We start from the raw sequence: 13972 nt of genomic DNA, 5'->3' as shown, positions 1-13972 counted from the left end.
TTTTTAAAATATTAATTCGTGAATTTGTGGCAAAAAAAATATTTACTGTACAACAGCTGTAAATTCAATTTCAACTAAATATTCAGGAGCAACCAGTTTACTGATTTCATAAAAACCAGTTGTAGGTTTTACGTCTTTAAAGAAGGCAGAGTGCGCTCTGGCAACTTCTTCAAAAGTTGAAATATTGGTAGTAAAAATTCTTGTTCTGATAACATCTTTCATTCCAACATTCAAATCTTCCAGTACTTTTTCAACACGTTCTAAAATATTATAAGTTTGAGCATAAGCATCATCGGCTTTTACTTTATCGCCATCAACAATAGCCACAGTGCCCGAAACTTCAATAATATTGCCAATTCGTACTGCACGGCAATATCCCATTTTGTCTTCCCATGGTGACCCTGTCAAGATGTTTTCTCTTTTCATTTCTTCTGTTTTTGTGAATTATTTTCATCGATTTTTAAAAACAATTCTGGTTAGTTAATACGGTTGCAATTTATAAAATATGTAACTGAAAAGAGTATAGATTTATTTGAAATCAATCTGTAAAATAGTCTTTTTTGTGATATTTAAGAACCAAGTTTCTAATGGCTAGTCAATTCGATGGTGTTCAAAAAGGCGAAGTTTGTTTTGCGTTGCGGTTAAGTTTTGCTGTAAAGTTTCAATCTTGTTTAATAAATGATAAATAGCGTCAATTCCCTCCAGGTTTATTTTGAGATCGTAATGCATGCGAATCATTTTTTCGATGGCTGGCAACTGCTCAGGTTGTAAATATTCATCATCTTCCTGAATAATAATTTCAACAAGACCGTAATTATTCAACTCCGTTATAAACGTGTGTTCAATTTCGTGGTATACGCAAAATTGTTTTATCTGGATTAAGTTTTTACTACTCATGATTTCTTAGTTTAGCTAATTCTTCAAATAATTCTTTTTCTTTTTGAGATAATTTTGTTGGCGTTTTGACCTTATAAGTAATGTATAAATCACCAAACTGATTCTCTTTTTTGTAGACCGGAAATCCTTTTCCTTTCAGTTTGACTTTCGTTCCGGTTTGGGTTTCAGAGAGGACTTTCACTTTTACTTTTCCATCAAAAGTATTTACAAAAACTTCGCCTCCTAAAAGGGCGGTATATAAATCAAGATCGACATCAGAATACAAATTGTTCCCTTCTCTTTTAAAGTCTGAATTGTTTTCGATATTAAAAGTGATATACAAATCTCCATTTGGTCCGCCGTTTGCACCTGGTCCGCCATGTCCTGGAATTTTTATAATCTGACCATTTTCAACACCGGCCGGAATTGTAATTCGGATATTTTTACCATTTACGGTTAAACTCTGTTTGTGTGTAGTGTAAGCCGAAGCTAAATCCAATTGTAATTCGGCATTAAAATCCTGTCCACGATATTTTGATTGGGATCTGTTACTCCTTCCTCCGCCATACATCGAATTGAAGAAATCAGAAAAATCACTTCCCGAAAAATCTCCTCCAAAACCAGAAAAATCCTGAGCACTTCCTTGTTGCTGTTGTCGTGAATACTGTTGCTGACTTGGATCGTAACCTGCTTTTTCGAATTCATCAGCGTGTTTCCAGTCTTTTCCGTATTTATCATATTTTTTACGATTTTCCGGATTACTCAAAACTTCGTTGGCTTCGTTGATTTCCTTGAATTTTTTCTCCGCTTCTTTGTCATTCGGATTCAAATCAGGGTGGTATTTACGAGCCAGTTTTCGATAAGCTTTTTTAATTTCCGCTTCAGTGGCTGATTTTGAAATGTCCAATATTTTGTAATAGTCGATATAATCCATTTTATATGTTTTTTATAAAATTCAATTAAAAGACTCAAGTTATGAATAAGTTGCTAATTATCAAAACAGTGTCTTTTTTTTAAGTAAAAAATAACGAAGTGTTTTATAATTAAGTGAGTTAATTTGAAATTTAGAATTTTTCAAATTGGATTTTAATTTCAGAAGATAGTAATTCTTGGCAAGTTTTTTGTTTCCAAAAATTTGCCTAATATATTGTTATAAAAGTCTTAAAGTTAAAGTGAGTAATTAAATTATGCTATTTTTGCTTTGCTAGACTATTATTTTATAAAATTATAAAAGCCGATTCGATAAAACTTTTTCAATGAAGCACATTTTATTATTCATATTATTTTTTACCGCTGTAACAGTATCAGCCCAGACGGAGTTTGGTACAAAGTATAAAGCTATTCCGGCTCCAAAATTTAGCGCTAAACCCAAGAAAATTCCGAAGCCTGAAACATTAGATCCTTCGGCCCCGGAATCAGACGTACCGAGTATAAAAACGCCAAGTGTTTATGATAATAATACTATTACAACTAAATCAAAATTTCAGATAGGAGAGCAAAAAAGCAAATTTACCATGTCTACAGAAACGGACTTTGCCAATCCAGGCGATCGTTATGTAGCTAAAATGGAAAAAGATTTAAATAAAGCATTAAAAGATGCTGGTTTAAAGGAAGATCAACAACCTTTAGTTACAACCGATGTAAGTTATGGTGATATTAGAACGGGTTCTGCTTATTTTATTATCAAATGTCGTGATTATGGTGCTATAGATGGAGATTTAATTAAAGCTGTTTTAAATCAAGACGTTATAAGAGAGAGGATGCTTTTACAATCTAATTTTCAAGAATTTAAGATATATCTTCAGGAAGGTATCAATACTTTTGAACTACAGGCTCTTAATAAAGGGGAACTTGGAGGGAATACTGGTGAGTTTCAGATATATGATGCTGAAGGTCAGTTTATTTTGTCTGACTATTGGCAGAATTTTAATACAGGGGTACAGGCTAAATTTGTTATTGTAAAGGAGGATAAAAAATTAAAAAAGTAATATTGACTATCGAATACACTTTACGTAAAAATGATTTTTAAAGGAAAATAAGATACTAAGATTATAAGTTTTTCTTTTGAATATAAAATCTTATAATCTTAGTATCTCTGCAGCTTAGAAACTTTAAAGAAAAAAAATCAAAATTCCATTTTTCAAATTCGAATATAAAAAGTATTTTTGCGCATGCAACACAACGTACTTATTTTAGATTTCGGATCGCAATATACTCAGCTTATTGCGCGTAGAGTTCGCGAATTAAATATATTCTGCGAAATTTTCCCTTACAATCACTTTCCTAGTGATTTATCACCTTATAAAGCAGTAATTTTAGGAGGAAGCCCATTTTCTGTTCGTGCAGAAGATGCTCCACATCCTGATTTATCTCAAATTCGAGGCAAGCTTCCTATGTTGGCTGTTTGTTACGGAGCGCAATACTTAGCTCACTTTAGCGGAGGAGAAGTAGCAGCTTCGAACACTAGAGAATATGGTAGAGCTAATTTATCTTTTATTAAGGAGAATGAAGTTTTCTTTAACGGAGTTTCAGAAAACAGCCAGGTTTGGATGAGTCATAGTGATAGTATCAAGGCTTTGCCAACAAATGCAGTAAAATTGGCAAGCACGCATGACGTAGAATATGCGGCTTATAAAATTGAAGGTGAAACAACTTATGCTATTCAATATCACCCTGAAGTTTTCCATTCTACTGATGGATCAAAAATGCTTAAAAACTTTTTAGTAGATATAGCTGAAGTTCCTCAAAACTTTACACCAAACGCTTTCGTAGAAGAGATGGTGGGAGAATTAAAAGAGAAATTAGGTAATGATAAAGTAGTTTTAGGATTATCCGGAGGAGTTGATTCAACTGTAGCAGCAGTTTTATTGCACCAGGCAATTGGTAAAAACCTTTACTGTATTTTCGTAAATAACGGTTTACTTCGTAAGAATGAATTCCAAAATGTATTAGATCAATACAAAGGAATGGGATTGAACGTAAAAGGAGTAGACGCAGGAGATCGTTTCTTGGGCGAATTAGCCGGAATCAGTGATCCTGAAACCAAACGTAAAACGATTGGTCGTGTATTTATCGAAGTTTTTGATGATGAATCACATTTGATCGAAGATGTAAAATGGCTGGCGCAAGGAACTATTTATCCTGACGTTATCGAATCGGTTTCTGTAAAAGGACCATCGGCAACTATTAAATCGCACCACAATGTTGGTGGATTGCCAGATTATATGAAATTAAAAATTGTAGAACCACTAAGAATGTTGTTTAAAGACGAAGTTCGTAGAGTTGGAGCTACTTTAGGAATAGATCCTGAATTATTAGGAAGACACCCTTTCCCGGGACCAGGATTATCAATTAGAATTTTGGGAGATATTACTCCTGAGAAAGTGCAGATTTTACAAGATGTTGATGCTGTTTTTATTGACGGATTAAAATCTTGGGGATTATATGATAAGGTTTGGCAGGCTGGAGCAATTTTGCTTCCGGTTAATTCTGTTGGTGTTATGGGCGATGAGCGTACTTACGAGAAAGTAGTGGCGCTTAGAGCTGTTGAATCTACAGATGGTATGACTGCTGACTGGGTTCATTTACCTTATGACTTCTTGATGAAAGTGTCAAATGACATTATAAACAAGGTAAAAGGCGTGAATCGCGTTGTTTACGATATAAGTTCAAAACCACCTGCAACAATTGAGTGGGAATAGTACTAATTTTCAAATTAAGGCGTTACATTTGTAACGCCTTAATTTTTTAAACCTACTATTTATGAGAGAACTTTTAACGATTTCTCTTGTCTTTATTTTGTCTTTTAACAAAATAACTGCACAAGATTCAATTATTGAACACAAAATTCAAAAAGGGGAGACTGCTTATTTTATTGCCCAAAAATATAAGGTTTCTGTTGATGAAATTTACAAACTCAACCCTGAATCACAAAGCGGAATCCAAGACAATCAAGTTCTTAAAATTCCAGTCCACCCAACAGAAAAACAAAATCAGAAGCAACAAATCACCCACATCGTTGTTGCCAAAGAAACGCTTTACGGCATATCGAAACAATATAAAGTTACAGTTGATGCCATTCAAAATGCAAATGCTGAAGTTCTTGCCGGCGGACTTTAAATTGGTCAGGAATTAGTAATTCCGCAAAATCTTACAAATCTTCCAAAAACTGAAATGGCGACATCTTCAAAAGTGAACCATCAGGTAGTTGCTAAAGAATCGTTGTTTAGTATTGCCAGACAATACAACGTTTCGGTTCAGGATCTTGAAAACCTGAATAAAGAGCTTCTTCAAAATGGTTTGCAAATTGGTCAGACAATTGCTATTCCGAATAAAAGAAAAACGTTGGACGGAAGAGTTCGTGTTATAAATCAGGAAACCATTTTTCATGTTGTTGAAGCTAAAGAAACTAAATTTTCGATTGCTAAAAAATACGGTATTTCAATTGATCAGCTAGAATCTCAAAATCCTGAAATTGTAAACGGATTGGTTGTTGGCAATAAACTAGCCATCAATACAAAAGAGATTAAACCCGCAAATGAAAGCGAAGAATTGATGTTGGCTCTTGCCGAAAAACAAGTTGTGGTCGAAAAAACAAAAGCCAAAACAGTTGAGATTGATGATTTAAAAGACAGGCTTGTTGTTCAGAAGGAAATGAATCAAAAGATCATTAAGATTAATGATTTGAAAGTCAATCTGAATGATATGAATGGTTCTAAGGAAAATTCAGTTGAAAAACTGCGTTTGGTTTTGGAAGCCAATAAAAATGTACAGGATATTTTGATGGCCAAATTAGATTCGTTAGTCAATACGATGAATGATGATTTGATTGAGTTAAAAAGAATGGATGTTTTGAATGTTGATGAATCAAAACGTTTAGAAAAACAATCGTATGAAAGCATTGGAAAAACAAGTGAATTATCTTCTCAATTAAAAAAGGAATTAGCTGAAAACAGAAAAGTGTATGCCGGTTTAATGAATAAAGTAGAGAAGATCGCTGTTGAAGAAAATCAGGAGTACAAAAAGAAACTCCGCGAAAGCGAAAAAAACACTAACATTACTTCATTGCAACAACGACTTTCATTAGAAGAAATAAAGCGTTATAAAATTGAGCAGGAGCAAGGCGACGCGCAAAACCAACTTTTGATTGCTAAAATTGATTCGCTGGATACCCAGAAAAAAATTGAGGTAAAAAGACATATTAGTAAAGCTTCATTTTACAGTATGGAAGCACGTAAATTTGATGATAAACTGGCTTTGATCAAATTGAAAAAATATCAGGATGAAGCACTAAAAAATCAAAGCAAAACTACTTCTGAACAGGTTTCAAAATCAATTTCATTAGAAGAAATGAAGCGAGAACTTAAGGAAAATCCACTTAAAAATGATAAAATAATAAAAGTCGAAGTTTTTGATAATCTTAAAGAAGTTTCAAATGGCTATTACTTAGTTTTAGGTATATTTACAGACGCGACACCGAGAGATAAGTTTATCATGAAACTTATTGATTCCGGGGATTTTAACGCTAGTTTTTTCTTTAATATAAACAGTCTTTCGTATTATGTTTACTCAGACAGATACCAAAATATGGAAGAAGTTTTATATAAATGCAAGAAAAAGGAGGAAGATGAGTTATATAAAGACATCATTATTGCTAAGGCAGAAATTGACCTTAGATAATAATTGGATAAAATTAACAAGTGGCCTGAATCTTGCTTTGAACAAAATTAGTATATTGTTTTTGAATTAAAAATTAAATTGTTTAAGCCATATTATGAAGTATTATTTTGCCTTATTATCTCTTGTGTTTTTTATTACTTTTTCTGCCTTTTCGCAGGAAAAAGTGGTAAAATATACCGTTTCTAGTGGAGAAACTATAAACCAGATTGCCGTAAAATTTAAAATTACTCCTTACGATATCTATCAGTTAAATCCAGATGCAAGGAATGGAGTGAAACCTAATACAGTTTTATTGATTCCAACTAGTGGAGCTAAAACTGCAGAGGTAAAAACGGAAGCGCCTAAAGCTAAAGTAGCTGTAAATTCAAAAGAAGTAATTCATGAAGTTCAACCAAAGGAAACTTTTTACAGTATCGAAAAAAAATACGGTGTTTCTGATGAAGCTTTAAAAGCTGCAAATCCTGGTCTTGAAAAAACGGGAGTGCAGATTGGTCAAAAATTAGTAATTCCAGCAAAAGGATCTGCTCCAAAAGCTAGTTCTGCTGCTACAAAAACAACTAAAGGGCCTGAGAAATATGTTTATCATGATGTTGTAGCAAAAGAAACTAAGTTTTCGATTGCGAAAAAATACAATACTACGGTAGAAGATTTAGAAAAACGCAACCCGGAAATTGTGACTAGTTTGCCAATAGGATACCGAGTTACTGTAAAAGGAACCGCTCCTAAAACAGAAAATTCAACTCCAGTTTCACATGTAGCAAAGCCTGCTGAAGCTCCAAGAAAAGTAACGACTTATATGGAGTATCAGGTAAAACCTAAAGAGACTTTTTATAGTTTAGGAAGAACGTTTCATATTACTCAGGAAGAATTGACTGAATTGAACCCGTCACTTTCTGAGGGAGTAAAAGAAGGAATGGTTTTAAAAGTACCGTCAGGATATTTGGCACCAACTCCAATCATTGCGCAAGCAGTACCAGTTGAAAAGGTAGCTGAGAAACCAATTGCTAATGCAGGTAGTGGTGGTATTTCGGTTTTAGAAAAAGTAAAATCTGAAACGGTTTCTGCAAATCCTGAAGTGGTTGAATTGACAAAAAAAAGAGGACAAACGGAACGTAAAAAAATGGTTTTATTATTACCATTCAATTTAGCTAAAATGCAAAACGATACGACAAGCAGTGCGACTCGTATTAAAAATGATAAGTTCCTGAACATGACACTTGATTTTTATTCAGGTGCTATGATGGCGATCGATTCTGCTAAAACTTTAAAATTACCTATTGATGTTTCCATTTATGATTCTGGAGAAACTAAAACAGCATCGAATGTTTCGAGTTTAATTGCTCAGAATAAATTGCAGGATGCCAGTGCGGTTATTGGGCCATTTTATCAGACTAATGCTGAAGCGACAGCTAATTCATTACGCTTGTATAATGTTCCTGTGATTTCACCATTGTCAAAAGATACGGCGAATCCAATTGATAATTTGTATCAGTCTATACCAACAAATGACGTAGTGAGAAACGCTATTTTTGATTATATGCGTGCTAAAAATGGAAATATTGTTGCGGTTGTAGATAAGAAGAAAGAATCTGTTATCAGTTACATCAAACAAAATCAAAAAGGGGTTGTATTTGCTGCTTTAACAGAAACTGGCGGATTGGATGTTGCCAACTTAAAAAGTTTGTTATTACCAAACCGAATGAATTATGTGGTGATGGAAACCGGAAATACCGCGATGGTTAAAACGACTATAAAAGCCTTGCTTGATGCGCAAAAATCTTGTCAGGTACAATTGGTGATTTTAGAGCCAAACAGCACGCTTGACACAGACGAAATTAGTTTTGAAAACCTAATTAAACTGAAATTAATGTATCCGTCAGTGACGCGCGAAAGTGATGATCAAGGTGTTTTTATTTTTGAAAAGGAATATCGTCTGAAAAATAAGGTAAATCCAAACACGTACGCAACAAGAGGATTTGATGTCACTTTTGATACCATGATGCGTTTGGTTCAAGGAAAAACGTATCAGGAAACAGCGGATTTAATGACAACAGAACAAGTTGATAATAAATTTCAGTATTACAAAAAAGAAGACGGAGGACACGCTAACAAAGGAGTGTACATTTTATATTACGATTCAGATTTAACTTTAAAAGTAGCAAACTAATGACATCAAAAGTAACCTATTTAGGTGATTTAAGAACACAATCAATTCACGTGCAATCAGGAAGCGAAATCATTTCAGATGCACCACTAGATAATAATGGAAAAGGGGAAGCTTTTTCTCCAACAGATACTGTTGCCAATGCTTTAGCAAGCTGCATGATGACTATTATGGGAATCAAAGCGCGCGATTTGAATGTCGATTTTGTTGGATCTACTGCTGAAGTGACAAAAATAATGAATGCTGAACCAAGAAGAATTGGGGCAATTGAGATTGTTTTTGACATGCAAGGAGTTGAAGATGCAAAAAGCAGAACTATTCTGGAACGTGCCGCAATGACTTGCCCGGTGTTTTTAAGTTTAAGTTCAGAAATTGAAAAACGAATTACTTTTAACTGGAAGTAATATTTATAATTTTATAAAATAAGAAAAGGGTACTTTTAAAAGTACCCTTTTCTCGTTCTAACTAACCAAAATATTTATTCTGAGAATTCTAATTTTTGTAATTTGTTCCAGCCACCGCGTGTGAAATCTGGAATTTCTACTGGTGCAGAACCTTTATCAAGTGAAATTTCGGTTAATGGACCTAAACAAGACCATTCTGCTAAATCGTAAACATCCATATCTAATGGAAGTCCTTTTTGAAGACAATGGATCAGACGATAATCCATTACGAAATCCATTCCGCCGTGACCACCAACTTTTTTAGCCTGTTCTTCTATATTTTTAACAATTGGATGTTTGTATTTTTCCATTAAAGCTTTTTTTACTTCTGCAGGAACAAACGAATGTGCACTTAATTTTTCGTGATTTGGCTTAACGTCGTCACCTAATTCTTTTCCATCCAAAGCATAACCTTCCAATGGGTATTTGTTTGCAAAACCTTTAGTTCCACTCACCTGATACATTCTGCTGTAAGGACGCGGAGAAGTTACATCATGCTGAATTTGAATTGTTTTTCCGTTTTCAGTACGAATCATGGTCATAGTATGATCTCCGTTTCTGAAATCTTTAATTTCCTTACCTGATTTTTCTTTGATATAAGCTGGATTTCCAACTGCTTTTGTATCCATAGAAACAAGGAAATTCATTTTATCACCACGGTGAATATTCAATGCCTGACACGCTGGCCCCATACCATGAGTCGCATAAACATCACCGCGGTGTTTGATGTTATAATCCATTCTCCAGTTGTTCCAGTATTCTCCCCAGAAAGGCTGTAAACCGTGAATGTAAGATCCTTCAGCATGAAGTATTTCTCCAAATAATCCTTGTTGTGCCATATTTAAAGTTGTAAGCTCAAAGAAATCGTAAACACAATTTTCAAGTTGCATACAGTGTTTTCTGGTTTTTTCAGAAGTATCAATTAAGTCCCAAATTTCTTTCATAGTCAGGGCACCAGGAACTTCAATAGCGACATGTTTACCATCTTTCATGGCCTGAACACCTATTTGTGCATGATGCAGCCAATCTGTTGCTACATATACTAAATCAACATTTGGAAGAGCTGTTACCTTTCTCCAGGCATTTTCATCACCAAAAAATTCCTGAGCTTTTGGAAGTCCTGCCTTAGTTAAAATTTCATTTGCCGATTGTGTATTTTTTTCTAACATATCGCAAAGTGCAACGATTTCAACTCCTGGAATATGTGTCATTCTTTCTACAGCTCCAGGTCCGCGCATACCAAGCCCAATGAAAGCCACACGAACTGTTGGAAGGGGTGCTGTCGCCAAACGCAAAACATCTTGTTGACCTTTTGGACGAGTAGGAGTTTTGGTTTTAATCATTTGTGCTGATGCAATTGTCCATCCGAAGAAAAGACAAAAGACCAAAATGTACTTTAAAATAGTAGTTTTCATGGTTTAATTATTTTTTAATCAATTATTTAAGGTAAGTTACTAAAATTTATTTCTGGTTTTTTATTGTTTAAAGTTCTGGTATATATTGTTTTTGGTGTGGTATAATTATTGAAGAAACCTCCGTCTTTTAAATAAAAAGAATCTTTTTCAATTCCACCGGCAAAATCCATTCGGTATCCTTGAGCGCCAGTATTATCTGTAGTAAAACGAGCCGAATTCACCTCGATCCAATTTCCTTTTTCATCACAAATCCATTGATTATTGAATAAAACGCGACGGGATAAATCACCTTGTTCCGGAACAAAATTTTCTAAAAAAGAATGGAATCTTTTTAGATAAGTATTCGTTTGAGGACGGTTAAAACTGGCAATTAAAAACCATTTTTTTAATTCCGGAGCAAAAAAGTAGGCCGTATAATTGGTACTATTGTTATTTTGTGGAATTCCGTGCAGCAAAAACTTATAGGTCGTTCCTGCTTTCCAATTGTATTTCAAATAACTTTGACCGCCCGAACCTTCATTTCCGAATTCACCAGTATGCACTTTTTCGCCTTTTTTTAGCATTTTAATTTTATGAGAATCTGGAATACTTTTAGGATCATCTGTAGAAAACGGACTCCAAACGGAGAATAAAATCCTTCTTTCAGTTGACGAATTTACCTGAATACCGAAGTAACCTTCTCCAAAACCATTTGCCATAAAATAAGAACCAATTTTGTCTTCGTTTACAGGAACGGTAACTTCATTGTAATACCATTCGGCATTTGCACTTTCAGGAACCTGATAATTTAAATGTACTGATGGACCACGACGTCCCCAGTGATAAAAATTTCCTTCATCATTTGGTACATAAGAGATTTTGCCATCATAGTCTGTACTGGAAATACTAAGACGATTAATAGAGGGAAAACGATCCCCGGTTTTACTGATTCCTTTTATTCTGATGGCTACATATCCTTCCTGATCGATTTTCCAGTTTCCGATCGTTAATGCTTTTTTGGAAGAAGTAAAATTTACTTTTTTTGATTCTTTATTTATTGAAAATTCAAGTTCTGATTTCCCAAACACTTCCACAGATTCTTCTACAGTAATTTGAAAATTTCCTGCTTTTGAAACTCTAAAATAAGCCGTAAAATATTCATTTGAATCTGTCCAGTTTTCAATTCCATTATCTGTAATAGTATTACTTCCGTCCATGTGTTTAGAGCTAAAAGCATTCCCGGCTAAAGGAAGCGAAATCTTCATTTGAGGATCTGTATTTATCCTTTGATTTTTGGCATACGAGCATGATACTAGTAAAGAGAGAATTAAGTAATAGAAATTTTTCATTTTTTGATGGATATATAAGTTTTTTATTTTAAAAATAACCTCTCTAATGAACCAAATTAGAGAGGCTTCAAAAACAAACAATTCTAAAAATAATTATGAGTTTTGAATTAAAGTTCCATTATTAGGTATTAAAAAAACATTTTTTTATGGATTAAAACTTTTAGTTTGCTTTTGGTATTTCTACGGTTAATTCATTGTTTTTTAAATTTAATTCTTCTCGTTTCATTCCTTTGAGAAGAATATTTTTGCCTAATACATTTTTTCCTATTTTATTGCCACTGATTTCTACATTTTTGCAAGCCTCAATTCTGAAATTATATTTTCCCGGATGCCAGGGCGTGAAAGCAAAACTGCGCGTGATTGTATTGTTTTTAAAACTTAAACCATCTACCGATACAGCATAAAGAATTGGATAATCTGATGGGTTAAAGCTGTTGTTTTCGATTTTTATATTTTTATGGAAAGGTTTTAAAGCATTTGGTTCCGGAATTTCAGGATAAATACTGATAATAGCTTCACAGAATTGATAACTAGACGAGTTACAAGGAAATCTAAATTCATTGTTCTTAATGGTTATCTCTTTTACAGCACCACTTTCATACCAATAATTGGCATCACCGGCAATAAGAATGGCCGAACCGCTGGTTTCGAATGTGTTGTTTTCAATTATGACTTTACCTGGCGTAGAAATCAAATAACCTCGCGCTCGGTTGCTGCCTACAAAACAATTGGTAATTGTGGCATTTGGAGTCCAGCTTAAATTTTCTAAAACAAAATTGGCATCTATATTAGCCGGAATTTTTTCTTTGAATCTGATGATGAAATGATCTACATCTAAAGGTTCAAAACTTGCCACTGTTCCATAAGAAAATGTATTCATTTCTTTCTTTTGAATAAAACCAACCTTGTCTCCAACAACGGCCCACAATAATCCGTGCGACATATCTTGTCCAAATTTGCATTTTACGGCAAAGTCATCTACTTTTTCGACTACAGGTACATAGGTGCCATGAATGTTAATTGGGTCATCCATTAGTCCTTGTGCATCACAATTGTCAATTATAATTTCACCTTTACATCCCATAAAATGTAGTCCATCGTCGTGGCCGCTGAGATAACGATTTTTATGTGGATTAGGGATCATATTTATATTTCGCATTTCTATGTTTTCGCAGTATTGAGATAAAATACCCAATCCGGAGGTGTGATATACATTTATATTCTCGAGTTTGGTGTTTTTACTATGAAATAAAAACATTCCGGCATGATCCCGTCTACCATGTCTAAGGATCAGAAAATTTCCAACCTTTGGAGTTTTGGTAAAATTACCCTGCATTAATACTAATCCGGGTTTTACTTCACTGTATTTTACATTTTTCAGATCACCTTTTACACAACCATTATCACCGGTGTTTGCTGGAATAATGTGATTTTTATCAAATTCAATTAACCAGGAACCCTCAGATAAAGTCCAGTTTTCGTTTGCATTTTCGCCTACGAAAGTCAATCCTTTTTCATGGATTTTATATGGAGATTGAGCGATATCAATTTTCATTAAAATGTGTTTTTCATCTGCTTCAATAACTTCGCTCTCGGAGGTCAAAGGTACGTCCCAATCGATGTTTACATTCTTTATACTTATGTTTTCTGCATTGTCTAATGTGAATGGCTGAATGTGTCCATGATATATAAAATCAGATTGTTGCGCATCTATGATGATGTTTTTTTTGTTTTTAATAAGTATAGCTAATTTTCGACTGTCGGCATCATAAGTATTGCTCTCATAATAGGTTCTGTAATATTTGGCGTCCGGATAGAAGTCATACCGTCCTTTCGGAAAAATTATTTGTACGGATTCGTTACCTATTCCCTCAATAAGCTGATTGACTTTAGCCGTCAAATTTTCCTTTGTATTAGCAAGAATACCATAATCTTTTACATTTATTCTTTTAACCTTCTCTTGCGCGGCACAAAAGGTCAAAATTGAAAATAAGATGTACGTTATAAAAAGTTTTTGCATGAGTGTTTTTTATATTATCAAGAAAAATGATATTTAACTTAGTACTT

The 13972-nt window shown here is 33.9% G+C and carries 12 protein-coding genes; 6 read left to right on the top strand and 6 right to left on the bottom strand.

Annotation, left to right across the window (positions count from 1 at the left end; all coding sequences use genetic code 11):
• Nucleotides 1-42: 42 nt before the first annotated feature.
• From Q7C23_RS08440 to Q7C23_RS08430, 3 genes are all read right to left on the bottom strand, one after another.
• Nucleotides 43-426 (bottom strand): RidA family protein, encoded by a 384-nt coding sequence (locus tag Q7C23_RS08440; protein ID WP_056186290.1) that lies wholly within the window; start codon nt 424-426, stop codon nt 43-45.
• 165 nt (nt 427-591) lie between these two features.
• A complete protein-coding gene (locus Q7C23_RS08435) occupies nt 592-897 on the bottom strand; it encodes a chaperone modulator CbpM (RefSeq protein WP_375032094.1) in 306 nt (101 codons plus the stop codon).
• Complete coding sequence (locus tag Q7C23_RS08430; protein ID WP_375032093.1) at nt 890-1810, bottom strand: DnaJ C-terminal domain-containing protein; 921 nt, start codon at nt 1808-1810, stop codon at nt 890-892. Before Q7C23_RS08430 ends, Q7C23_RS08435 begins: the two co-directional genes overlap by 8 nt.
• Nucleotides 1811-2132: 322 nt before the next feature.
• Between Q7C23_RS08430 and Q7C23_RS08425 the strand changes: the two genes are divergently transcribed.
• The 6 genes from Q7C23_RS08425 to Q7C23_RS08400 all read left to right on the top strand — a co-directional run bounded on the left by Q7C23_RS08425 (nt 2133) and on the right by Q7C23_RS08400 (nt 9123).
• Nucleotides 2133-2864, top strand: a complete 732-nt coding sequence (locus tag Q7C23_RS08425; protein WP_375032092.1) for a hypothetical protein — start codon at nt 2133-2135, stop codon at nt 2862-2864.
• 183 nt (nt 2865-3047) lie between these two features.
• Nucleotides 3048-4577, top strand: coding sequence for a glutamine-hydrolyzing GMP synthase (guaA, locus tag Q7C23_RS08420; protein ID WP_375032091.1), 1530 nt, complete (start codon nt 3048-3050; stop codon nt 4575-4577).
• Nucleotides 4578-4638: 61 nt separating this feature from the next.
• Nucleotides 4639-4995: a LysM peptidoglycan-binding domain-containing protein gene (locus tag Q7C23_RS08415; RefSeq protein ID WP_375032090.1), complete on the top strand. Its 357-nt coding sequence runs from the start codon at nt 4639-4641 to the stop codon at nt 4993-4995.
• A gap of 54 nt (nt 4996-5049) precedes the next feature.
• Nucleotides 5050-6555 (top strand): LysM peptidoglycan-binding domain-containing protein, encoded by a 1506-nt coding sequence (locus tag Q7C23_RS08410; protein WP_375032089.1) that lies wholly within the window; start codon nt 5050-5052, stop codon nt 6553-6555.
• Nucleotides 6556-6649: 94 nt separating this feature from the next.
• The gene (locus tag Q7C23_RS08405; RefSeq protein ID WP_375032088.1) at nt 6650-8722 is read left to right on the top strand and encodes a LysM peptidoglycan-binding domain-containing protein; all 2073 of its coding nucleotides are present in this window, start codon (nt 6650-6652) and stop codon (nt 8720-8722) included.
• Nucleotides 8722-9123 (top strand): OsmC family protein, encoded by a 402-nt coding sequence (locus Q7C23_RS08400; protein WP_375032087.1) that lies wholly within the window; start codon nt 8722-8724, stop codon nt 9121-9123. The genes Q7C23_RS08405 and Q7C23_RS08400 overlap by 1 nt, the downstream gene beginning before the upstream one ends.
• Before the next feature lie 74 nt (nt 9124-9197).
• On the opposite strand, the gene Q7C23_RS08395 is transcribed toward Q7C23_RS08400, so the two are convergent.
• The 3 genes from Q7C23_RS08395 to Q7C23_RS08385 form a co-directional block, all read right to left on the bottom strand.
• Complete coding sequence (locus tag Q7C23_RS08395; protein ID WP_099049340.1) at nt 9198-10577, bottom strand: Gfo/Idh/MocA family protein; 1380 nt, start codon at nt 10575-10577, stop codon at nt 9198-9200.
• A gap of 26 nt (nt 10578-10603) precedes the next feature.
• The gene (locus tag Q7C23_RS08390; RefSeq protein WP_375032086.1) at nt 10604-11905 is read right to left on the bottom strand and encodes a DUF3472 domain-containing protein; all 1302 of its coding nucleotides are present in this window, start codon (nt 11903-11905) and stop codon (nt 10604-10606) included.
• 160 nt (nt 11906-12065) lie between these two features.
• A complete protein-coding gene (locus tag Q7C23_RS08385; protein WP_375032085.1) occupies nt 12066-13925 on the bottom strand; it encodes a hypothetical protein in 1860 nt (619 codons plus the stop codon).
• Between the last annotated feature and the right edge of the window lie 47 nt (nt 13926-13972).

It is taken from the genome of Flavobacterium sp. LAR06, assembly GCF_041946075.1.
In the GTDB taxonomy this organism is placed as follows: Bacteria; Bacteroidota; Bacteroidia; order Flavobacteriales; family Flavobacteriaceae; genus Flavobacterium.
The sequence above is the reverse complement of the archived record's forward strand: the minus strand, read 5'-3'. Positions and strand labels throughout refer to the sequence as shown.